We start from the raw sequence: 23,265 nt of genomic DNA, 5'->3' as shown, positions 1-23,265 counted from the left end.
GCCGAGCGCGAACGTGGTGCTGGCCGGCCGCTTCTCCCACCGGCGCAGCAGCTCGGCGGGGTCTGGCGGCTCGAGGTCCAGCAGTTCCAGCAGCCGCACCTCGCGGGGCAGCCCGGCGTCGTGCTCGGGGCTGACGTCGCGCAGCGGGGCGAGGCCGCGGGCGAGCCACTCGCACCAGCCGACGTCGACCAGGTCGGCGCGGATGCCGGTGAGGTCGGCGCTGCCGGTGCGGCGCAGCGTGACGGTCGTCGCGGCGGCCACGACGACCGCGGTGCACTCCTCCGGCAGGAGCCGCTCCTGCTCGTCGAGGCAGATGCTGAACAGGCGGACCCGCGGGCCCTCGGTGAGCAGCTGCACGACTCCCGGGACGTCTCGCAGCTGGCGGGCGCCGTCGAGGATGACGAGCACGTCGGGGTCGGTGAACATGGCCTTGCCCAGCGACGAGCCGAGCGCCCGCTGGCGCGCCTGCACCTGGGCGACCAGTTCGGCGACGCGGTTGGCGACGCTCTCCGGGTCGTTGCCGACGCTGACCATCGGGCCGCCCCCACCGGCGGGCCGCAGGTGCGGCAGCCACCGGACCCAGCTCCAGCCGTCGCTGCGCTGGGGCTCGGTGAGCACGACCACCCGCAGGTCCCGGGGGCTGTGCAGGACGGCGCTCTGCGCGACGAACCACCGCGCCAGCGCCTGTACCGGCGCGGCCGGGCCGGCGACGCCGATGACGCCGTATTCGGCGAGCTCCAGGCCGACCGGCACGTCCTGGATGTTCCAGCGCACCGTGCGGTGGTTCTCGTCACGGCCCGGGTCGTCGATCTCCTTCACGGACGGCAGGTCGGCGGTGCCGAGCCGGACCAGCAGGTGGTCGGGGTCCCGCCGGCGCCGCTCCCACAGCCGCACCCCGGGGCCGGTCGCGACGAGGCCGAGCGTCGCCGGGTCGGGTCCGGTCACGCAGCGCACGTGCCGCTCCTGCCGGACCGCGTCGTGGATCTCGCGTTGCAGGGAGTCCATCCGCAGCCGGTACCGCCGCCACTGGTCCTCGTGCTGTTTGCGGTTGCCGCGCCGGCCGACCATCCAGTTGGTGACCGCCATGACCGGTGTGAACAGGATGAAGACCAGGTAGAAGTACGAGCGGAACACCCCGACGAGGACCAGCCCGAGCACGATCGGGGCGACGAGCATCAGCATCGGGAAGGGCTGGCGCGGCGGCTTGGTCGGAGGGTTCGGCAGCCGCACCCGCTCGGCGTCCAGATGCGGCGCGATCCGCGGCGGCCGGTTGTAGTCCAGGCCGATCCCGTCGGCGGCGTCCGTGACCGCGGCGTCGGCCGCCACCGGGGCGACGAGCCTCAGCAGGACCGGACCGACGGCGAGATCGGTGCCGGGCTCCCAGCGCCGGGCGGGTTCGTCGTCGTCCTGCGCGTCCGGTACCGATGGCCGCCCGCCGGTCTCGACGGTGATGCCGGTTTCCGGGTCGAACGCGTACGGCGGCTCCACGACCGCCGGTCTGACCTCGCCGTCGTCGCCGGGCTCGCGGTGCCAGGTCACGGTTCCCCGGGAGACCGTCACCCAGAGCCCGCCGGTGGGCGCGTCGGGGCCGTCGACGCTGATCGCGCAGTGATCGGCGGTGCCGATCTCCCAGCTGCCCGGGGTGAGCCGCCAGCTTCGGCCGGCGGCCGGCCCGGAGACCGCGTGCAGCTCGACGAGCACCGGGCCGGCGTCGGCCGCGTCGGGCCGGACCAGGTCCCGTCGCCGGACGGGCCGGCCCAGACCCAGGACCGCTCCTGACCGGATGCCGGAGCCGTGCACCGGGGCGGAGAGGGGCACCTCGACGCCGTCGAGGTACACCTTCCTGGCCGGACCGGCTCCGGCCAGGAACCTGGCCGCGCCCCCGTCGTCGGCGGGCCGGTCGAGGGCGGCGCTGAGCTCGGCCACGGTGCAGGCGCCGGGCAGGTCGACGAGGTGGTCCCGGCGCGTCCCGTCGATGCCGTCGACGGTGGTGAGTGTCAGGTTCACGCCGGCATCCCCCTGGTCGCGGACACGCCGGGGGCGGGGCGTTCCGGCTCGTCGAACTCGTCCTCGTCGTGCGTGGTGGCGCTGACCGGCCGGACGGGCGGCGCCCCGGCGTCGGCCGCTTCCCCCGGCGGAGGCGCCTCCGGGTCGGCCTCCGGAGCCGTCGCCGCTCGGACCGGCGGCCGGGACGACGGGCCGTCGAGGGAGGCCACGAAGGCGTCCTCGTCCAGGAGCGGGCCGGTGTCTGGGCGCCGCGGCGCGGGCGGGATCGTCGCGAGCGTGCGGACGACCGATCTCGGCAGCGCGGTGACGTCGAGGACGAGCGGGGTGCCGGCCGGGCGTACGAGTCCCGTGCGGTCGGCGACGAGCAGCCTGGCATGGCCCTGGGCGCCGCCGATGCGGACGGTGCGCAGCTCGGTGCGCGTGCTGCCGGGTACACCCGCGCAGATGTGGAACTCGCTGGCCGGCGTGGTCAGCTCGCCGTCGAACCCGGGATGCACGCCGGGGCCGATGGTGACCGCGCCGCCGGGCAGGCGGGCCTCGAGCTGGGCGGCGATCGACTGCACGAGCGCGCGGCCGGTGCGGTCGTCGCCGGTCGTGGCGACGGTGGCGGGGCCGGCGGTCAGGTCGAGGAACACCACGCCGCCGCGGGCGTCCTCCACGCCGGCAGCCACCAGCACCGGGGTCGCGTCGCCGGGTGCGTTCGGGTCCCGTGGGGTCCACCACAGCAGCGGGTCGTCCTCGTCGGCGGTCCACGACGAGTCGTCGGGGGCCTCGCAGGGCGCCCCGGCGAAGTACACGCCGACGGCGTCGCCGGCGAGGATCACGGCGTAGGGCTGCCGCCGGCCGGGCAGCGGGATGTCGCGCAGCGCCGCCGCGGCGGTCGTCCAGGTCTGCGGGTCGGCGAGCAGTCCGCTGAGGAGTTCGAGGCGTCGCCGGTACCGCCACCAGCGTCGGACGGGCCGCCCGAACGCCGCCGCCGTCCGCCGCACCTCGTGGGCGAACCGGCGCCGCACCACCCGCCAGCCGCCGGCCCGCCGCACCGCGCGCTGGAGCAGGACGAGGGCGAGCACGAGCAGGCCGAGACCGCCGAGCAGGGCGCTGATCGGCCCGCGGTGCGCCGACAGGTACGCGATCATGCCGCCTCCCCGAGGACCACGCGCATGGCCCGCAGCGCGTGGTGGGTGCGGGACTTCACGGTGCCGCCGGGGATGCCGAGCGCCGCCGCGGTGTCGTCGCCGCCGCGTCCGAGCAGGTGGACGTGCACCAGGATCTCGCGGTGCCGGGCCGGCAGCTGCCGCAGCCCGTGCACCAGGAGGTGCCGGTCGGCGACGGTCTCGGCCAGGTCGCCGCGGTCGGCCCGCTCGGGGAACAGGTCGGCCGCGATCCCGATCGGCACGCTGCGGTCCTTGCGCCAGGCGTCGACGACGAGGTTGCGCGCGATCCTGAACAGCCACTGCCGGATCGGCCGCTCGGCCCAGTCGAGCTGGTCGGCGTGCTGCCACGCGCGCAGCAGGGTCTCCTGCACGATGTCCTCGGCCTGGTGCAGGTCGGGGGCGACGAGTCGGGTCACGTAGCGGTGCAGGGCGGCGCGCTGTTCGCCGAGGTCGCGGGCGGCATCGCCAGAGCTCACGTTGGGCGCAGCCTTTCGCGTACATTCGTGCGAAGCGCCCGGATGGTCGTTCATTGAGCACTTCCGCGCCCACACTTACAGCGCCGGATTGCCTACGGGTAGCCGAAGATGAACATGGCGTGTCCGTTCATCGACCGCCAGCTATACGAGGTCGATGTAGTCCGTCGCCGGCGTGCTCGACGCTTCGTCGCCGCCGATGTGCAGGTACGGTCCGGGGTGAGGGCGGCAGAGCGCCACCAAGACGTCCAGCGCGTTCATCATCCAGTACCCGCGGCAACGTGTACTGCTGAGACGCGGTAGAGCCCGGCTCTGGCAGCGCTACGCCGTCGCCCCGACCGTGCTTTCCACGGTGACGGGGTGGCGGCGGGTGGGCAGACCCAGCGTCGGGTTGGCGACGCCCCAGGCCGCGCCCTTGCAGATCAGCTCCTTGTAGAGCGCGGCGAGCCGGCCGGTGAGGACCGCGGAGACGGCACGGTCGTCGGCGGTCACGTACTGGATCAGGCCCTCCTTGCGGCCCAGCGAGATGCACTGGTTGAAGTAGCGCAGCGGGACGTTCGGCAGCTTCCCGCCGGTCAGGCGTGCCGCGATCGCGTCGGCGGCCTGCCACGCCATCGGGGTGCCGGACGCGCACGACATCCGCAGCGGCTTGTCCCCGGCGCCCATGGCGAAGGCGGCGTCGCCCACGGCGTACACCTCCGGATGGGACGCCGACCGCATGGTGCCGTCGACGACGATCCGGCCGGTGTCGGTGACCTCCAGGCCGCTCGCCTGCGCGATCGGGTGGACCGCGAACCCGGCGGTCCATACCGTGACCGCGGCCGGGATGGTGCGGCCGTCGGCGGTGATGACGGCGTCGGCCTCGACCCGGGCGACGGCGGTGTGCTCGTGCACGGTGATCCCGAGCCGGGCGGCGACCTTCCGCAGGTGCGCGCGGCCCTTGTCCGACAGCCAGTCGCCGAGCTCTCCCCGGGCGGCGAGGGCGACCTCGAGGTCCGGACGCGCCTCGGCGATCTCGGTGGCGGCCTCCAGTCCCGTGAGGCCGCCGCCGACGACGACCACGGGCTGCCCGGCGTCGAGGCGGGCCAGGCGGTCCCGCAGCCGCAGCGCGCCGGAGCGGCTGGCGAGCTCGTGGGCGTGCTCAGCGGTGCCGGGGACGCCCTGGGCGTTCCAGCCGCTGCCGAGCGCGTAGACGAGGGTGTCGTATCCGAGTTCCTCACCGCCGGCCGTGACGGTCCTGCGCTCCACGTCCACGGCGGTGACCTTGGCGATCCGCAGCTGGACGCCGGTGCCGGCGAGCATCGCGCTGAACGGCCGCGGCTTGAGCGCCTGGCCGGTCGCCAGCTGGTGCATGCGGACCCGTTCGACGAAGTCCGGGTCGGCGTTGACGAGGGTGATCGCGACGTCCTCGCGGCGCAGCCGCTTGGCGAGCCGGCCGGCGGCGATGGCCCCGGCGTACCCGGCGCCCAGAACGATGATGCGGTGCTGCTGCATGTCCCTGCTCCTGTCTGGCGGTGTGCCCCTTGAACCGGGCGGCCCGCCGTTTGCTGACAGGAACGTGGTGTGAAGCAGCTCACATGCTCACTGGAACGCGGTGAACAGGGGTTTCCCGTGGTCGCCGGTGGCCGTCCAGCGCTCGGTCGCGCGGTCGAGCTTGTCGGGGTTGACCTGGTTGCGCAGCGCCGCGATACCGCCGTCGGTGACCTCCAGGCACATGACCCCCACGACCCGCCCGTCCACGACGGCCACGACGGCCGGCTCCCCGTTGGCGGTCGTGGCGTAGATCCCGGGCGACCCGCCGGCGGCGGCGCGCTTCGCCTCGCCGGGCGCGAACAGCCCCCGCACGAACTTCGCCACCGCGAGGGCACCCTCGTACGCCTTCGCCCGCGCCGGCACCTTCCCGCCGCCGTCGCCGATCGAGACGGCGTCCCCGGTGAGCAGCCGCACGAGCGGCTCGGTCCGCCCGCTGGTCGCGGCCGCCAGGAACTCCTCGACGATCCGCCGCGCCGCGGCCTCGTCGATCTCCGTGCGCGCCCGGCCCTCGGCGACGTGTTGCTTGGCCCGGTGGAAGATCTGCTGGCTGGCGGCCTCCGTGATGTCGAGGATCCCGGCGATCTCCCGGTGCGGGTAGTCGAACGCGGCGCGCAGCACGTACACCGCCCGCTCGTTCGGCGTGAGCCGCTCCATCAGCGTGAGCACCGCGTAGGACACCGACTCGCGCTGCTCCACGGTGTCGGCCGGACCGAGCATCGGATCCCCCGCGAGCAGCGGCTCCGGCAGCCACTGCCCCACGTACACCTCACGCCGCGCCCGCGCCGACGTGAGCTGATTGAGGCACAGGTTGGTGAGGACCTTCGTCAGCCACGCCTCGAGCACCTCGATGTGCCCGTGGTCCGCGCCCTGCCAGCGCAGGAACGTCTCCTGCACCGCGTCCTCGGCCTCCGCCGCGGAGCCGAGCATGCGGTAGGCGATGGCCTCCAGCCACGGCCGGGCCACCTCGAACCGCTCAACGTCCCCAACGGTCAGAGCCATGACCCCACGGTACGTGCTTCACTTTCGCCGGCCTCGCCCCGGCCGCGGCGCCCCACCCCGGGGCCGCCGTCGGTGAAGGCTCGCCTATGGGACGGTTGATCCTCGGACGACGAGGCGACCGGGCTGACGGACGACGCCAGAGCGGGTCTCGCCATCCAGGATCGCGAAGAGTTGTCCGACCGCGGTCGCGCCCAGCTGCTCGAGGTTGAGGTCGACGGTCGTCAGCGGGGGTCGGCACTCGGTGGCGAAGACCTCCCAGTTGTCGTAGCCGACCAGCGCGACGTCGTCGGGTACATGGCGGCCGAGTTCGCGTAAGGTGTCGGCCGCTCCCGAGGCGATCTGGTCGTTGCCGCAGAAGATCGCATCGATGTCGGGGTGTGCGCTCAGGAGCCGGGCGGCGGCGTGCCGTCCCCAGCGTTGCGACCACTGGCCGAAGAGCGGATCGCCGATGAGTGGCAGGCCGGCGCTGTCGAGGACCTCCCGTAACGCGGCGGCCCGGTCGCGGGCGGCCCGGTAGGTGTCGTCGCCGGTGATGTGGGCGATGCGCTTGCGGCCGAGCGCGACGAGATGCTCGGCGGCAAGGCGGGCGCCGCCGGCGTCGTCGGCGATGACAGACAGGTCGGCGGGGTTGTCGGACTCGCAGTAGGCATAGACGACCGGAATCGGGATGTCGCGCGTGAGTGATTGGCGCAGGTCGTTGGCGTCGCCGAGGATGATGAACCCGTCGACCTGGCGGGCCAGCAACGTTTGAATGTAGTGGCGCCGGCGGATGGCATCGCCGCGGGCATCGCACAGCAGGACGCTCATCTGTTCGTTGCCCAGGGCGTTCTCGGCGCCGAGCAGCACCGGAATCGCAAAGCGGGCGCTGGTCAGCTCGTCAGTGAGCAAACCGATGGTTCGGGTGTTACCGGAGACGAGCCCCCGAGCCAACACGTTGGGGTAGAAAGCCAATTCCTCCGCGGCCTGCTGCACCCGTCGACGGGTCGCGGGGGCCACCTCGTCGCGCGAGTTGAGTGCCTTCGAGGCGGTGGCGACGGAGACCCCTGCCCGCTTGGCAACGTCGGTCAGGGTCGCCCGCGCGCGTGTTCTGCCCACCGGTTCAGTCCTCTCGAAAACGTTTCGGCGAGCATAGCTGGTGGGTGAGCCTCGCAACGACAGGTGCTGCGCGATGGCTGCAAAACAGCCGTTGACAGGTGCGTCTCGCGCTGCCAAGATTCCCGAAAAGGTTTTCGTAACATTTCGGAAAGGTGGTGACGGTGGCGGCCGTCCCAGGACCCGTTGTGCCCTCGAGCGGGGAGCTGCACCCCGTCGGACTGCACCAGGTGCAGCTCACCGGTGGGTATTGGGGGAAGCGTCAGGCGGTCATCGGCACCGCCACCATTGAGCATTGCCGCGAGTGGCTGGACCGGCTCGGCTGGACGGGCAACTTCCGCGACCCCGACGCTGCGCTGCGCCGCCGCGGGCGTGAGTTCTCCGATTCCGAGGTGTACAAGCTCGCCGAGGCGGCCAGCTGGGAGACCGGCCGGGCCGGCGGCACCGATCACACCGGGCTGCTGTCCGAGCTGGTCGCGCTGGCCGCGGGCGCCCAGGCCGTCGACGGCTACCTGCACACCGGCTACGGGCGGCCCGGGCAGCCGGAGCGGTACAGCGACTTCAATTTCGGTCACGAGCTCTACTGCGCCGGTCATCTGCTGCAGGCCGCGGTGGCCGCGCACCGCACCGGCGCCGCTCCCGAGCTGCTGCAGGTCGCCCGCCGGGTCGCCGACCACGTCTGCGAGCGCTTCGCCCAGGAGGGCTTCTGCGGGCACCCCGAGATCGAGCCCGGGCTCGTCGAGCTCTATCGGCTCACCGGCGAGCGCAGGTACCTCGACATGGCCGTCGCGTTCATCGGCCGGCGCGGGCACCGCAGCCTGCCGGAGCACGAGTTCGGATGGCGGTACTTCCAGGACGAGACCCCGATCCGTGCGGCGGAGGCGTTCGGCGGCCACGCCGTGCGCGCCCTGTACCTGGCCTGCGGCGCCGTGGACGTGGCCGTGGAGACCGGCGACGACGAGCTGCTCGCGGCGGTCGTGCGGCAGTTCGACCACACCGTCGCCCGGCGCACCTACATCACCGGCGGGATGGGCTCGCGCCACCTCGACGAGTCCTTCGGCGACGACTTCGTGCTTCCGCCGGACCGGGCCTACTCCGAGACCTGCGCCGGCGTGGCCACCGTCATGCTCGCCCACCGGCTGCTGCTGGCCACCGGCGACACCCGCTACGGCGACATCGTCGATCGGGTGCTGCACAACGTGATCGCCGCCGCGGTGGCCGACGACGGCCGCTCCTTCTTCTACGCCCACACCCTGCACCAGCGCACCCGGCCCGAGACTCCCTCGGCTGAGCATGAGCAGCTGCGCTTCGGCGGTGGCCAGCGTGCGCCGTGGTTCGAGGTGTCCTGTTGCCTGACCAACGTGTCCCGGCTCGTCGCCTCCCTGGGCACCTACTTCGTGACCGCGACCGAGTCCGGCAACGACGCCGGTGTGCAGATTCACCAGTTCGCTCCCATGACCGTCCAGGCCGCGGGCATGCGACTCGAGGTCGACACGGCGTACCCGGACAACGGCACCGTCATCGTCACCGTGGCCGAAGCACCCGCTCAGGAGCGGACGATCACGCTGCGGGTGCCGGACTGGGCAGGTGGCGGGACCCGGGTCGAGCGCCGCGTCTTCGTTCCCGGCGAGCAGATCCGACTGGACCTGTCCGTGCGGCCTCGATGGACGTTCCCGGACCCGCGCGTGGACGCGGTGCGCGGCTGCGCCGCAGTGGAGGCGGGTCCGATCGTGATGTGCGCCGAGTCGATCGACCAGGAGGACGGCGTCGACCTCGATGAGCTGCAGGTCGACACCGGCGTCGCGCCCGAGGAGGGCGCGGTGAAGGGGCGCACCGCCGACCCGGGTAAGGCCAGGTGGCCGTACGGTGACCGGCCCGTGCCGGCCGAAAATGTGCAGCCAGTCCTCGTTCCGCTCGTCCCGTATCACCGCTGGGCCCGCCGCGGCCCATCCACGATGCGCGTCTGGCTTCCCATCATCCCGTCCTGACAAGGAGGTGACGCGATGCCACACCCCCGCCGGAAGTCTCGGCCGGCACTCGCGTTGACTACCGCTCCCGCCGCCGTAATGCCTCCGCCAGCAGCGACCAAGGGCCCCAGACGATCGGCCTCGGCGGGGCCGATCGAGGTCAAGGCGTTCGGCTGAGCATGCACACCGCCCGAAGGCCCCCGGCGATGCGGGACGTCGCTCACCTCGCCGGGGTCTCGCACCAGACCGTCTCGCGGGTGATCAACGACCACCCCAACGTCCGGTCGCAGACCCGGGCCAGGGTCCTGGACGCGATGCGGGCGTTGGACTATCAGCCCAACATCGCGGCCCGGACCCTGGCCACCAACCGGTCCCAGACGGTCGGCCTCGTCACCTTCGACACGACCCTCTTCGGGCCCTCGTTCATGGTCCACGCCATCGAGCGGGCGGCCCGGGAGGCCGGCTACTTCGTCAGCATCGCCAGCGCCCGGGAGCCCGACGTGCCACAGGTCCGCGACGCCGTGCGGCGCCTGCGCGAGCAGGCCGTCGAGGGCATCGTCACGCTCGCGCCGGTCGCGGCGGCCTGGACGGCGCTGCGGCAGGTGCCCCTGGACGTGCCGATCGTCGGCCTCGGCATCACTGCCGAGGCCGGCGACGACTCCGAGGTCCCCATGGTGGCGATCGACAACGCCGCCGGGGCGGCCCTGGCCACCCGGCATCTGCTCGAACTCGGCCATCGCACCGTCCACCATGTCGCGGGACCGGCGAACTGGCCGGAGGCCAGAGAGCGGATGGCCGGCTGGCGGACGGCGCTGGAGGACGCGGGACGCTCGGCCCCGGCGCCCCTCACGAGCGACTGGAGCGCCGCGGCCGGCTACGCCGCCGGCCGGACCCTGGCGGAGCGGCCGGAGGTGACCGCGGTGTTCTGCGCCAACGACCAGGTGGCCGTCGGTGTCCTGCGCGCCTTGTACGAGGCCGGCCGCTCGGTGCCGCACGCCGTCAGCGTCGTGGGCTTCGACGACATGCCCGAGGCCCCGTACCTCCTGCCGCCGCTCACCACGGTCCGGCAGGACTTCGCCGAGCTGGGCAGGCGCAGCCTGGACCTGCTCGTCGACCAGATCTCGACGGGCTCGCGGCGGGGCGGGGAGTTCCGCTCCGCGCCGAGCCTGATCGTGCGCAGTTCCACGGCGACACCCCTTGCACTTTGAGAACGCTCACAAACAATGGATCACCTGGGAAAGGAAACGATCGTGAAACGCTGGATGGGCAGCATCGTCGCTGCGACGTTACTGTTGGGCGCCGCCGCGTGCGGTGACGACACCAAGGCCGGCACCCCGGCCGACGCGGACAGTGGCACCACGCTCAAGCTGTGGACACGGGCTGCCACCGAATCGCAGTCCAAGGCCTACGCGGCCGCCTACAACGCCACCCACAAGAACCAGGTCGAGGTCACCGCGTACCCGAACGAGGAGTATCCGGCCAAGCTCGCGTCCGCCGCCGGGGCCAAGGCATTGCCGGATCTGTTCGCCTCCGACGTGGTGTTCGCGCCGCAGTACGCCTCGCAGGGGCTGTGGCTGGACATCACCGACAAGTTCAACGCCCTGACGGTCAAGGACAAGGTCGCCCCCGCGCACGTGCGCAACGGCACCTGGAACAAGAAGAACTACGCGGTCCCGCACACCATCGACATGTCGGTCATGCTGTACAACAAGGACCTCTTCGCCAAGGCCGGCCTGGACCCGAAGAAGCCACCGACGACCCTGCAGGAGTTCGCCGACGCCGCCCGCGCCGTGGACAAGCTCGGCGGCGACGTCAACGGCACCTACTTCGGCGGCAACTGCGGTGGCTGCAACGTGTTCACCCTGTGGCCGTCGGTGTGGGCCTCCGGCGGTGACGTGATGAACGCCGAGGGCACCGAGAGCACCGTCAACGGCAAGGCGATGGCCGACGTCTTCGCGCTGTACCGCAAGCTCTACGACGAGGGCGTGGCCGCGCCGGCGTCGAAGGACGAGGCCGGCCCGACGTGGCTCGGCGCGCTGCAGAGCGGCAAGATCGGCATCGCGCCCGGCCCGGCGGCCTGGCTCGGCCTGATCGAGGAGAAGGCGACGTTCAAGCTCGGGATCGCCCCGATCAGCGGCATCGACGGGGGCGAGTCGACGTTCGTCGGCGGCGACGCGATCGGCATCGGTGCCACCAGCAAGCACGCCGCCGAGGCGTGGGACTTCCTGGCCTGGACCCTCGGCGACGAGGCCCAGGTGGAGGTCGTGGCCAAGAACAAGGGCGTGCCGGTGCGCACGGACCTGGCCGCCAACAAGTACTCCTCCGCCGACCCGCGGATCGTCACCATCAACAATCTCATGGCCAAGGGCCGCACGCCGTACGCGAAGAACTTCAATGTCACCTACAACGACCCGCAGAGCCCGTGGGTGACCGCGTTCCGGGGTGCGCTGTTCGGCGACGCCCAGAAGTCCCTCGACGACGGCGCGACCGCGCTCACCGCCTCCCTGAAGAAGTGAAGTAGAGACCGATGACCCTGCTCGTCGACGAGCGGCCGGCGGTCTCACCGCCGGCCGCCCGGCCCCGCACCCGACGCACCCGCCGGTGGGTGGGCGCCCTGTACGCCGCACCCACCGCCTTCATGGTCGGCATGTTCTTCCTCGTCCCGCTCGGCCTCGTGGCGTACATGTCGCTGCACCACTGGCCGTTGCTCGGCGCGCCAGAGCTCAACGCGCCGGAGAACTACGCCGGCATGGCCGACGACGAGCTGCTCGCCACCGCGGCCTGGTTCACCCTCAAGTACACCGCCGTGGTCACGGTGTTGCTCTTCGGGCTCTCCTTCGGGCTGGCGCTGCTCGTGCAGCACCCGGGCCGGGGTGTCGGGCTGCTGCGCACCGCGTACTTCATCCCGGCCGCGGTCGGCTTCGCCAGCGCCTCCCTGCTGTTCCTGGGCCTGCTCAGCGACGAGATCGGCCCGGTCAACCGGATCCTCGAGTCGCTGGGTCTGCTGCACGGCTACGTGTCGTGGACCAGCGGCAGCCCCGGCAGCGCGCTGGGCTCCGCGGTCGGGCTCGTGCTGTGGCGCTTCGCCGGGTTCAACATGCTCATCCTGCTCACCGGCCTGCAAGCGATTCCAGTCGAGGTGTACGAGGCCGCCCGCCTCGACGGCGCCTCCCGCTGGGCGACATTCCGGCGGATCACGGTGCCGCTGATGCGCCCCACCCTCGCCCTCGTCCTCACGCTCATGGTCACCGGCTCCCTCCTCGCCTTCGACCAGTTCTGGATCCTCACCCGCGGCGGGCCCGACAACTCCACCACCTCGCTGGTGATGATCATCTACCGCAAGGCCTTCATCGAGCTCGACCTCGGATCCGCCGCGGCCATCTCCGTCGTGCTCCTCGTCGTCCTGGTTCTGTTCAACGTGGTGCAGCTCGGCATGCTGCGCAGAAAGGGCTGACATGCGACGGCTCACCGGCGCCGCCCTGGCCATCCTGTTCCTGTTCCCGCTCGCCTGGAGCGCGTTCGCCTCGGTGCGCACGCCGAGCGGGTTCGGGCTGGAGAACTACGCACGGCTGTTCAACGCCGACAACGGCATCCACTTCGAGCAGGTGTTCAACTCCGTCGCCGTCAGCGTCCTCACCGTCGGCGGCACCCTGGTCGTGAGCACCCTCGGCGGCTACGCGTTCGGCCGGTTCACCTTTCCCGGCCGCGACGCGCTGTTCCTGCTCACCCTCGCGATCCTCATGGTGCCCTACGCGACCATCCTCATCGCGCTGTACGTCCTGCTGGGCTGGATCGGTCTGCAGGACTCGCTCATCGGCCTGAGTCTCGTGCTCATCATGTTCCAGCTGCCCTTCTCCGTGTTCATGATGCGCAACTCCTTCGAGGCCGTGCCCAAGGAGCTCGAGGAGGCCGCACTGCTCGACGGCTGCGGCAGCTTCCGGGCGCTGACCCGCATCATGCTGCCCGCGGTGAAGCCGGGCCTCATCACCGTCGGGCTCTTCGCCTTCCTCACCTCGTGGAGCGAGTTCTTCGCCCCGTTGATCCTGCTCAACTCGACCGACAAGTTCACCATGATGCTCACCGTGGTGAACATGCGCACCGCCACGTTCGGCGCCATCGACTACGCCGCGCTGGAGGCCGGCGTGACATTCATGGCGGTGCCCTGCCTGGTGCTGTTCCTCGTTCTGCAGCGCAGCTACGTCCGTGGTTTCATGTCAGGCGCATTGCGCGGCTGACTCCCGGGGCACTCGACCACCCGCCGTACATCGGCTCGTCCACCAGGCGTCCGTTGCCACTGCCGCATGGCCGGATGGTCATCACCGTGCGGCGTGCGGCGATGCGGGCTGACTCGGGGCGGGCGCCCTGCCGAACCGGGGGAGTTCGGCACTGCGCGGCTGATCGGCCGGCCGCGCCGCGCCGCCATGTCGACGACCCGGATGCCGGCTCGGGAACGCGGCGCTGTCGGTAGGAATTGCGACGGGATCGCCGCTGCGTGCGGGGCTGCCGGGCTTCGCCCGGGCGAGTCCTCCAGCCTTCACCGCCACCATCGTGGAGCAGGGCTGCGTCCGATTAGCCCGACCTTTCCGAATTGCCGGTAAGGAGGGCGTCGACAACTCGTCACATTCATACATTTGCGTTCCTTGTCGGCGATCGCGCTGGTGGGAGCACTTCCAGGCAGGTGGGCGCTTCGAACCGAAAACGTTTCGGTTTGTAAGGACCCAAACGGCGACTGTCTCAGTTGTAACAACCCGTAGAACGGCGGAAATCAACCGTTGACACGGTCGTAACGTGTTGCCACCATTTCCGAAAAGGTTTTCGAGGAAGGTGTCCATGCTTCGTCGCACGCTCGTCGCCGTCGCCGCGGTCGTGGTCCTCGCAGGGTGCTCCGGGTCGCCGAAGTCCGCACCGCCGCCGCCCGTCGACGGGGCCGACAGCGGCGGCCGGCTCGTCCTGTGGACCCGGTCCCAGCTCGAGGTCCAGGCGACCCTGCTCGTTGACGCGTACAACGCGACCCACACCAACCAGGTCGAGCTGGCGCTGGTGAACGGCGCCGATGTGAACGTTCGCATCGACGGCGCCGCGCAGGCCGGGGCCCTGCCCGACCTGCTCGCCGGCGGCCTGGCGGATGTGCCCGGGTGGACCGGGCGCGGGCTCTTTCAGGACATCACCGGGCGAGTCGCGCGCCTGTCCTTCGCCGCTCAGCTCGACCAGCCGTCGATCCAGGCCGGGACCAGGGACGGCGCCAAGCACGCGGTGCCGTTCGTGCTCGCGAAGGACGGCGGCGACGGCATCGGCATCTCCCGCGACTCGAAGAAGGCGGACCAGGCGTGGAACTTCATCGCCTGGGTGCTCTCCGACGAGGCCCAGGTGCAAGTGCTCGCCCGCAACGGGGACGAGGTCGCGCGGGCCGACCTGAAGACGAACGAATTCACCCCCACCGAGAAAGGTGCCCGTTCGTGAGAACAGTCCGGCCACGCGTCGCGGCCGCTGCCGCGGTCGCCGGCCTGCTGCTGACCACCCTGACCCCCGTGCCGGCTCAGGCCGCACCCAACACCGCCACCCCCTATCCGACGTTCACCGGCGGCGCCAACCCCGTGCCGGACGAGCGCACCGGCTACCACCCCCGCAACCAGCTCCAGGCCATCTTCGACGCCGACGTCACCGCCGGCGCCGGAACGGGCCCGGACAACGACTTCTGGATCGACCGCATGCTCGCCCGCACCGGCAACCAGCCGGGCGGGTCGAACGGCGACGCGAACCAGTACCTCTTCAGCCGCGGCCGCGCCGTGTTCATGAAGACGCACAGCCCGAACGTGCTCGGCTTCGGCGGCGAGGTCGCCTACATCGAGTCGATCGCGGGCGGCCAGGGCGCGTACACCATCACCGCCTCCGTCAACGGCGCCGACGTCGCGCTCACCGAGGACGTGAACCAGCGCAGGCAGACCCCGAGCTACTTCCGCACCGTCTTCAACAACACCGCGGGCGGGCTGCGCATCACCGAGACCAAGTACATCACCGACGCCAATGTCGCGGTGACCTCGGTGGACGTCGCCAGCACCAACGGCGCGGCCAAGAGCATCACGCTCACCGCGAGCTCGGCGTTCGCCAAGACCGTCGCGGGTGACAACGGCGAGCTGACCGGCGCCGTGCGCGCGTTCAACCAGCTCACCACGCTCTTCCCACGCTTCTCCGGCGACGGCTTCGCGCCCGTTGACGGCACGCTGCGCCAGACCCTGAGCGTGCCGGCGTCCGGCGCGGTGACGACGAAGGTGCAGCTGGGCTTCATCACCAAGGAGCAGCCGGCCGCGGAGACGGAGTACACCCGCTACCGGGGCCTGACCCCGGCCGCGGCCTACAAGGAGCACGTCACCGCCTACAACCGGTGGTGGGCCGACAACGTGCCCTACCTGGACACGCCTGAGAACAACATCGACAAGACGCTGTTCTACCGCTGGTGGCTGATGCGGTACAACTTCCTCGACGCCGACCTGCCGGGCAACGACTACCAGTTCCCGACGTCGATGGAGGGTGTGCTCGGCTACAACAACGCGATCGTGCTGACCGCCGGCATGTTCGTCGACGACCTCAAGTACTTCCGTGACCCCGTCTACTCCTACGGCCCGTGGGTGTCGGCCGGCGAGGTGTCGAAGAGCTCGAAGTACGTCGACAACCCCGGAGACCCGGCGAACTGGTCCAACTCCTACACCGAGTACATCTCCGAGGCCGCCTGGCGTTCGTACCAGCTGCACGGCGGGCCGAAGGCGATCGCCCGCAACCTGGCTGGCTACGCCGAGAACGACGTGAAGGGGCTGCAGCAGGCGTACGACTTCGACGGCAACGGCCTCATCGAGTACAACTGGGGCGCCATGACCGGCAACGACGCCGACGCGGTGTCGTTCGACTGGAAGTCCGGCTACATGGACCGCGCCGAGAACGCGTACCTGTACTCCAACGCCAAGGCCGCCGCGGCCGCGTACCGCACCGCCGGTGACACGGCCAAGGCCGACGAGATGGAGGCGTTCGCCGCACGGATCAAGGCGGCCGTGCTGCAGTACCTGTGGGAGCCCGCCCGCAGCACCCCGGACCAGATGGGGCTCTACGGCAACCTGCTCAAGCACCGCCTGGTCTCCGGCAACCAGCTCGTGCCGTGGAAGGAGATCAACAACTACTACCCGTTCTCGGTCGGGCTGATGCCGAAGCCGGGCGACGCCGACTACACCCAGCCCTACGTCGAGGCGCTGCGGCTGTTCGCGGACAGCTCCCAGTACCCGATCTTCCCGTTCACCACCGCGAACCAGGCCGACAAGGCCGCGGCCGCGGCGGCGGGCTACCCGGGCAGCAACAACTTCTCCATCATCAACTCCACGGTGACGTTCCGGATGTTGTCGTCGGTGCTGCGCAACTACCCGACGAGCTACATCGACGCCGAGTGGTACAAGAAGCTGCTGTACTGGAACGCCTGGGCGCAGTACCAGAACAACGGCGACAACCGGTACCCGGACCAGAACGAGTTCTGGGCCGACGGCTCCGCGACGGCCGGGACGATCGGCTACCGCTCCTGGATCCACCACACGATCCTGGGCGCCACCAACTTCACCGTCATCGAGGACGCGATGGGCCTGCGCCCGCGCGCCGACGCGAAGGTGGAGCTCGACCCGATCGACATCGGCTGGGACCACTTCACCGCCAACAACATCCGCTACCGCGACCGTGATCTCACCATCGTCTGGGACGCGCCCGGCGGCACGCGGTACTACGGCACCGGCGTCCCGGAGGGCTACTCCGTCTACCTGGACGGGCAGCTCGCGTTCACCGCGGACAAGCTCGGCAAGCTGGTCTACGACCCGGCCACCGGCACGGTCGAGGCCGCTCCGGGCGTGCAGGTGCTGACCCACACCGCGATCGCGGTGAAGGCGCCGCAGGACGTCACCTACGCCGCCGGCGACCGCGTCGTCGACGTGATGGCCAAGGCGGGCGCCGACATCGCCCCGGCCAGCACCGGCTCGGAGAACTTCGCCCAGGGCCGCCCGGCCACCGCGACGTTCTCGGCGGCGGGCCGCGCCCCGGCCGGCGCCGTCAACGGCACGACGATCAACGAGCCCTTCTGGGGCACCGCCGGATCGCCCAACACCAGCGACTTGATCGACATCGATCTGCAGGGCGAGCGGTCGATCGACGACGTGCGGGTGTACTTCTACAACACCACCACGACCGCGACGGTCGCCGGCTACGCGCCGCCGGCCCAGTTCACGGTCTCCTACGACGACGGCTCCGGCTGGAAGCTGGTCCCGAGCGAGTTCCGGGCGCCCGCGTACCCGCGCGGCAACCTCAACCAGGTCCGGTTCCCCGCGGTCAAGGCGAAGAAGCTGCGCATCACCGTGCAGCACTCGCCGGGCGCGAAGACCGGCGTCAAGGAGGTCCAGGCGTTCGGCACCGGCGTGGCCGCCCCAGCGGCGGTGAACAACCCGCCGCTGGCCGACGCGTGGCTCGACTCGTCCTACAGCCAGGCCGGCTCGGCCCGCATCATCGGCCTCGCCCAGGACGACGGTGACCCGGGCTCGGCGCTCAGCTCGGCATGGACGGTCGTCGACGCGCCCGACGGCGGTTCGGCCGCCTTCGACCCGGCCAACGCGCCGAGCACGGTGGCCCGGTTCACCAAGTCCGGCCGGTACACCCTGCGCCTGAGCGTCTCCAACGGCCAGGCGACCTCGACCAAGGACCTCGTGGTCAACGCGACCGCGCTGGCCGAGGGCGAGATCAACGTGGCGAGCACGGCGACGGCGTCGGCGAGCTTCACGGCCGGCTGGAACAACGTCAACGCCGTCAACGACGGCAAGCCCGCGCTGTTCAGCGGCGGCGTGCAGACCGACCTGTGGGGCACGTGGACCGGCAGCGAGCCGGCCACCCGCTGGCTGCAGTACGACTTCCCGTCGGCGGTGCGCGTGGACCACGCCTCGATCGACTTCTGGTCGGACAGCACCACGGGCGGCAGCGGCGTCGCGGTGCCCAAGTCGTGGAAGCTGCAGTGGTGGGACGGCACGGCCTGGCAGGACGTGACCAACGCGGCCGGCTTCGACCCGGCGGTGCGCGGGCGCACCAACCAGGTGACGTTCGACGCGGTCACCACCACCCGGCTGCGGGCCACGTTCAACGCGCTGCCCAACGCCGCCGGCACCGCGTACTCGGCGGTCGGCGTCTCCGAGTGGCGGGTCTTCGCCGCCGCCGCGAGCTCCGTCAAGGGCGTGGACGCGCGGACCCAGGTCGGCGTCGTGCCCACCCTGCCGTCCACTGTGGACGTCACCTACGCCGACGGCACCACGCTGCCGGTCGCGGTGGCCTGGGGCGCGATCGACCCGGCGAAGGTGGCCGCGGTCGGCGACTTCACGGTCTCCGGCTTCGTCACCGGCACCACGCTCACCGCCACCGCCCACGTGTGGGTGCGCGGCCCAGACCCGGTGCAGATCAACACGATCGACCCGGTGGCGGTCGCCACGAAGGTCGGCGTCGCGCCGAAGCTGCCCACCGGGGTGACCGTCGGGTACAACGACGGGTCGCGGCAGAGCGGCATCGCGGTCACCTGGGCGGCGATCGACCCGGCCAAGTACGCGTCGGCGAGCACCTTCGAGGTGAGCGGCCAGGTGGCCGGCACCGACAAGACGGCCACCGCGACGGTCACCGTCGGCGACGGCGGCCCGAGCGACACCGCCCCGCCGGTCGCGGTCCTTGCCGCCGATCCGGCGCCGGCCAGCGGCTGGACGACGTCGAACGTCACCGTCACCGCGACGGCGACCGACAACGCCGACCCGGCGCCGAAGCTCGAGATCGCGGTCGGGACGGGGGCCTTCCAGGCGTACACCGGACCGGTCACCATCTCCGCGGAGGGCTCGACGCCGGTGAAGGCCCGGGCCACCGACAAGGCGGGCAACGTCTCGCCGGTGACCGAGCGCACCGTCGGCATCGACCGCACCGCGCCGACGGCCGCGGCGGCACTCGACGCCGCCAGCCGCTCGGTGACCATCACCGGCACCGACGCGCTGTCGGGCATCGGGGCGGTGCAGTACCGCCTCACCGTCGGCGGCGTGGTCACCCAGGACTGGACGACGGCCAACGGCGCGGTGCCGATCGGCTCGGCGGCGACGATCGTCGACTACCGGGCCGTGGACAAGGCCGGCAACACCTCCGCCACCGGCTCGCTGCCGGTCGCGGCGGGTCAGGCGCCGGTGAACGTGGCCCGCACGGCCACCGCCTCCGCGTCCTACACCCCGGCCTGGGTCACCGCGGACAACCTCAACGACGGCGTCCAGCCGACCGGGCCGGTCGGGCCGAACACCGACGTGTGGAACACCTGGCCGCAGGTGGGCGAGCAGTGGATCCAGCTGGACTGGGCCTCGCCGGTCACCGTCGACCGTAGCCGGATCTGGTTCACCCAGGACGTCGACGACTCCGGAGCCGGGGTCGCGCCGCCGAAGACCTGGAAGCTGCAGTACTGGACCAGCGCCGGCACCTGGGCCGACGTCGAGCAGCCCGGCGCCTACGGCACCTCCGCCACCGAGTGGAACACCGTGACGTTCAAGGCGGTCACGACCACGAAGCTGCGGGCGCTGCTCACCGCGAGCGGGACCGAGGAGGGCAAGGGCGCACCCGGCGTGCAGGAGTGGGAGGTGTACGACGTGCCGGGCAACCCGGCGCCGAAGTTCCACGTCGAGGTCCAGGCCAAGACGCAGTGCATCGCCGGCACCGCGTACGTGTCGGTCAACGTCCGCAACGCCGACGACCAGACGCTCACCATCGAGCTGGTCACGCCGTACGGGTCGCGGACGGTGACCGGGGTCGCCCCGGGCAAGACCGCGTACCAGTCCTTCACCACCCGCTCCGCCGCCGTGGCGGCCGGGACGGCCACGGTGAAGGTCACCGGCACCGGCGGAAGCATGGAGATCACTGCCCCCTACACCGCTTCCAGCTGCTAGGAAGGCAAACCTTGAGACCGCTCCGCATGATCGCGGTCGCCGGTCTGGTGCTGGCCGGGCTGCTCGTCAGCCCGGCCGGTCCGGCCCACGCCGCGGATTCGTACACCTTCACCCACCAGGGCAACCCGATCCTCGCCGACGGCAGCTACTACTCGGCCGACCCGGCCCCGCTCGTCGCCGGCGACCAGTTGTACATCTACACCGGCCACGACCAGGCCGGCCCCACCACCAACGACTTCCAGATGAACGAGTGGGGCACGCTGCGCACCGGCGACGTCCAGAGTGGACAGTGGACCCACTTCCCGTCGCTGGCCCGCCCCGAGACCCTGTTCAGCTGGGCCACGGCCGGTCGCGCCTACGCCGGCCAGGTGGTCCAGGGCCCTGATGGGCGCTACTACTGGTACCTGCCGGTCAGCGAGCGCAACAGCACCGCCGCCGACAAGTTCGCCATCGGCCTGGCCGTGTCAGACAGCCCGACCGGGCCGTGGACCGACTACATCGGCGGCCCGCTGATCTCGCAGCGGGTGCCGGCGGCCAACGACATCCAGAACATCGACCCGACCGTCCTCGTCGAGAACGGCCACGTCTACGTCTACTGGGGCACCTTCGGTCAGCTGCGGGTGCTCGAGTACCAGTCGGACATGAAGACGCCGGTCGGCGCCCAGAAGTCCGTCACGGGCCTCACCGGGTTCTTCGAGGCGCCGTGGCTGTTCGCCCGCAACGGCACGTACTACCTGGCGTACGCGGGCAACAACGCCGGCCCGACCTCGTCGTGCACCCCGGCGAACTACCACGCCTGCATCGCCTACGCGACGTCGTCCTCGCCGACCGGCCCGTGGACCTACCGCGGCACCGTGCTCGCGCCGGTGTCCTCGACCACCAGCCACCCGGGCATCATCCAGTTCAACGGGCAGTGGTACATCACGTACCACACGGCCGACGCGGTCGGCGGCGGGCACTTCCGCCGCTCGGTCGCGATCGACAAGGTGGAGTGGGACGACACCCAGTCGCCGCCGCGGATGAAGATGGTCGTGCAGACGCCGGTGAAGCAGCGCGACCGCACCCCGCGGGCGAACATCGCCCAGGAGGCGAAGGTCACCGTCTCCAACGACCCCGTGCCGACGCAGTACTGGGTGAAGTCGCTCAACGACGAGATCGTGCGCGCCAACCCGCTCCCGCCGGACATGTGGGGCACGTGGACCGGCAACAACCCCGCGCAGCAGTGGGTCCAGTACACCTGGGACCAGCCGATGCGGGTCAGCGGCTCGCAGATCGACTTCTGGAACGACCAGCCGCAGGGCAGCGGCGTCGGCGTCGCCGCGCCGGCCAAGTGGAAGATCCAGTACTGGAACCTCGGCACGGGGCAGTGGGCCGACGTGCCCAACCCGAGCGGGTACCCGACGGCGACCGCGGGCTTCCAGAGCACCACCTTCGATCCGGTCACCACCACGCAGGTGCGGGCGATCTTCGACGCCTCGACCAACGGCAGCACCTATTCGGCCGTCGCCGTCGAGGAGTGGAAGGTCCTCGCCGCGCAGCCGGCGTCCGTCACCGCCCCGGCGATCACCGTCGAGGTCGGCGAGACCGATCTGCCCGGCACGGTGCCGGTCACGTTCGGCGCCGAGACGCTGCAGGTGCCGGTCTACTGGGACCCGGTCACCGCGGCCGACGTCGCCGAGCCGCACCAGTTCACCGTCAAGGGATCCGTGCTCGGCTACGCGGCCGGCCAGGTCTCGGCCCCGGTGACCGTGGTCTCGCCCGGCGACACCGCCGGCGACGTGACCGCGCCGACCCTGACGCTCACCCCGAGCGGCAGCGCGGGCACCGGTGGCTGGTTCCGCTCCACGGTCAAGGTCCGGGTCGCGGCGGTCGACGACCGCGGCGGGCGGATGACGATCGAGTCCAAGGTGGACGGTGGTGCGGCGGCCGGTGCGTCGCCGGTGCGGTACACCGACGTCACCGTCTCCGGCGACGGGCAGCACACCGTGAGCGCCACGGCGACGGACCGGGCCGGCAACACCTCGGCCGCGGCCACGCTGCCGGTGCGCATCGACGCGACGGCGCCCGTCAGCACGGGCACGGTCGACGCCGCCGCGAGAAGGGTCAGCGTCACGGCGAGCGACGCCACCTCGGGCGTGGCCCGTATCGAGTACGCCGTCGACACCGGAGCGTGGGCCACGTACACCGGGGCGATCGCGGCGCCGGACTCGAACAAGCACACGGTGTCGTTCCGGGCGCTGGACAACGCCGGCAACCTCGAGACGGCGAGGACGGCCACGATCGCCGCCGACCTGTCCGGTCCGATGTCGGGCAACGTCGGGCCGATCGCGACCCCGACGGCGTCGTACACCGCCTCCTGGAACAGCGTCACCGCGCTCAACGACAACGCCGACCCCGCCAACCCGGCCCAGGCCCAGATCTGGGGCACGTGGTCCGGCACCCGGCCGGCGACGCAGTGGGTGCAGTACGACTGGGCACGGCCGATCCGGCTCACCGGCGCCGAGCTCAAGTTCTGGAAGGACTCCAACCGTGGCACCGGCGACGGCGTCGCCGAACCCGACGGGTGGAAGCTGCAGTACTGGGACGGCGCCGCCTGGCTCGACGTCGCCGCCGCCGGCGCCTACGGCACGTCCACGACGGCGTTCAACACCGTGTCGTTCACCCCGGTGACGACCAGCCGGCTGCGGGCGACCATCAACGCCAACGGCAACGGCACCACCTACTCGGCGGTCGCCGTCACCGAGTGGCGGGTCTTCGCCGACGACCCCGGCACCGTCCCGGCCACCGTGCCCGTCACGGTGACCGTCCAGCCGCGCTGCATCGCCGGCAAGGCGTATCTCGCCGTGCAGGCCCGCAACGACCACGACTCGACGGTCGACATCGCCGTCGAGACCGCCTACGGCGACCGGGCCTTCGCCGCCGTCGCCCCCGGCGCCAACGCCTACCAGTCCTTCGCGGTCCGTGCCGGGTCGATCCCGGCCGGCGCCGTCACCGTCCGTGCCACCGGCACCGTCGGCGGCAAGGACGTCACCACCCCCATCACCGCCGACTACGGCACCCTCACCTGTTAGGA

General features: G+C 71.5%; 13 protein-coding genes. 8 read left to right on the top strand and 5 right to left on the bottom strand.

The genetic code is table 11. From position 1 onward, the window contains the following. Nucleotides 1-2,003: 2,003 nt before the first annotated feature. From ACQEVZ_RS07640 to ACQEVZ_RS07620, 5 genes are all read right to left on the bottom strand, one after another. Nucleotides 2,004-3,143 (bottom strand): hypothetical protein, encoded by a 1,140-nt coding sequence (locus ACQEVZ_RS07640; RefSeq protein WP_433363180.1) that lies wholly within the window; start codon nucleotides 3,141-3,143, stop codon nucleotides 2,004-2,006. Further along, nucleotides 3,140-3,637: a sigma-70 family RNA polymerase sigma factor gene (locus ACQEVZ_RS07635; RefSeq protein ID WP_433363177.1), complete on the bottom strand. Its 498-nt coding sequence runs from the start codon at nucleotides 3,635-3,637 to the stop codon at nucleotides 3,140-3,142. The genes ACQEVZ_RS07640 and ACQEVZ_RS07635 overlap by 4 nt, the downstream gene beginning before the upstream one ends. A 318-nt stretch (nucleotides 3,638-3,955) precedes the next feature. Further along, nucleotides 3,956-5,128 carry an NAD(P)/FAD-dependent oxidoreductase gene (locus ACQEVZ_RS07630; RefSeq protein ID WP_433363174.1) on the bottom strand — a complete coding sequence of 391 codons (1,173 nt, stop codon included), beginning with the start codon at nucleotides 5,126-5,128 and terminating at the stop codon, nucleotides 3,956-3,958. Between the two features lie 87 nt (nucleotides 5,129-5,215). Next, nucleotides 5,216-6,166 carry an RNA polymerase sigma factor SigJ gene (sigJ, locus tag ACQEVZ_RS07625; protein ID WP_433363171.1) on the bottom strand — a complete coding sequence of 317 codons (951 nt, stop codon included), beginning with the start codon at nucleotides 6,164-6,166 and terminating at the stop codon, nucleotides 5,216-5,218. 84 nt (nucleotides 6,167-6,250) lie between these two features. Then, entirely contained in the window at nucleotides 6,251-7,261 is a 1,011-nt protein-coding gene (locus ACQEVZ_RS07620) for a LacI family DNA-binding transcriptional regulator (protein WP_344511299.1), read from the bottom strand. A gap of 161 nt (nucleotides 7,262-7,422) precedes the next feature. On the opposite strand from ACQEVZ_RS07620, the gene ACQEVZ_RS07615 reads away from it, so the two are divergent. The 8 genes from ACQEVZ_RS07615 to ACQEVZ_RS07580 all read left to right on the top strand — a co-directional run bounded on the left by ACQEVZ_RS07615 (nucleotide 7,423) and on the right by ACQEVZ_RS07580 (nucleotide 23,263). Continuing rightward, the gene (locus ACQEVZ_RS07615; protein ID WP_433363167.1) at nucleotides 7,423-9,246 is read left to right on the top strand and encodes a glycoside hydrolase family 127 protein; all 1,824 of its coding nucleotides are present in this window, start codon (nucleotides 7,423-7,425) and stop codon (nucleotides 9,244-9,246) included. Nucleotides 9,247-9,431: 185 nt separating this feature from the next. Further along, nucleotides 9,432-10,433 (top strand): LacI family DNA-binding transcriptional regulator, encoded by a 1,002-nt coding sequence (locus ACQEVZ_RS07610; protein ID WP_433363164.1) that lies wholly within the window; start codon nucleotides 9,432-9,434, stop codon nucleotides 10,431-10,433. Nucleotides 10,434-10,475: 42 nt separating this feature from the next. Beyond that, nucleotides 10,476-11,741: an ABC transporter substrate-binding protein gene (locus ACQEVZ_RS07605; RefSeq protein WP_433363161.1), complete on the top strand. Its 1,266-nt coding sequence runs from the start codon at nucleotides 10,476-10,478 to the stop codon at nucleotides 11,739-11,741. Between the two features lie 11 nt (nucleotides 11,742-11,752). Then, nucleotides 11,753-12,679, top strand: coding sequence for a carbohydrate ABC transporter permease (locus ACQEVZ_RS07600; RefSeq protein WP_433363158.1), 927 nt, complete (start codon nucleotides 11,753-11,755; stop codon nucleotides 12,677-12,679). A gap of 1 nt (nucleotide 12,680) precedes the next feature. After that, nucleotides 12,681-13,460, top strand: a complete 780-nt coding sequence (locus ACQEVZ_RS07595) for a carbohydrate ABC transporter permease (protein WP_433363155.1) — start codon at nucleotides 12,681-12,683, stop codon at nucleotides 13,458-13,460. Nucleotides 13,461-14,055: 595 nt separating this feature from the next. Next, on the top strand, nucleotides 14,056-14,685 hold the full coding sequence (locus tag ACQEVZ_RS07590) for a hypothetical protein (protein WP_433363152.1): 630 nt from the start codon (nucleotides 14,056-14,058) through the stop codon (nucleotides 14,683-14,685). Next, nucleotides 14,682-20,192: a galactose-binding domain-containing protein gene (locus ACQEVZ_RS07585; protein WP_433363149.1), complete on the top strand. Its 5,511-nt coding sequence runs from the start codon at nucleotides 14,682-14,684 to the stop codon at nucleotides 20,190-20,192. Before ACQEVZ_RS07590 ends, ACQEVZ_RS07585 begins: the two co-directional genes overlap by 4 nt. Before the next feature lie 11 nt (nucleotides 20,193-20,203). Next, nucleotides 20,204-23,263: a family 43 glycosylhydrolase gene (locus ACQEVZ_RS07580; protein WP_433363146.1), complete on the top strand. Its 3,060-nt coding sequence runs from the start codon at nucleotides 20,204-20,206 to the stop codon at nucleotides 23,261-23,263. The last annotated feature ends 2 nt before the right edge of the window (nucleotides 23,264-23,265 follow it).

Origin of the sequence: Dactylosporangium sp. CA-152071 (assembly GCF_050936335.1) — a bacterium.
GTDB classification, from domain to species: domain Bacteria; phylum Actinomycetota; class Actinomycetes; order Mycobacteriales; family Micromonosporaceae; genus Dactylosporangium; species Dactylosporangium maewongense.
The sequence above is the reverse complement of the archived record's forward strand: the minus strand, read 5'-3'. Positions and strand labels throughout refer to the sequence as shown.

Excerpts from the sequence above, each read along its gene's own strand:
- ACQEVZ_RS07610 (WP_433363164.1), top strand. The coding sequence starts at position 9,432 with ATGCGGGACGTCGCTCACCTCGCCGGGGTCTCGCACCAGACCGTCTCG.
- sigJ (WP_433363171.1), bottom strand. The coding sequence starts at position 6,166 with ATGGCTCTGACCGTTGGGGACGTTGAGCGGTTCGAGGTGGCCCGGCCG.
- ACQEVZ_RS07600 (WP_433363158.1), top strand. The coding sequence starts at position 11,753 with ATGACCCTGCTCGTCGACGAGCGGCCGGCGGTCTCACCGCCGGCCGCC.
- ACQEVZ_RS07595 (WP_433363155.1), top strand. The coding sequence starts at position 12,681 with ATGCGACGGCTCACCGGCGCCGCCCTGGCCATCCTGTTCCTGTTCCCG.
- ACQEVZ_RS07640 (WP_433363180.1), bottom strand. The coding sequence starts at position 3,143 with ATGATCGCGTACCTGTCGGCGCACCGCGGGCCGATCAGCGCCCTGCTC.
- ACQEVZ_RS07590 (WP_433363152.1), top strand. The coding sequence starts at position 14,056 with ATGCTTCGTCGCACGCTCGTCGCCGTCGCCGCGGTCGTGGTCCTCGCA.
- ACQEVZ_RS07630 (WP_433363174.1), bottom strand. The coding sequence starts at position 5,128 with ATGCAGCAGCACCGCATCATCGTTCTGGGCGCCGGGTACGCCGGGGCC.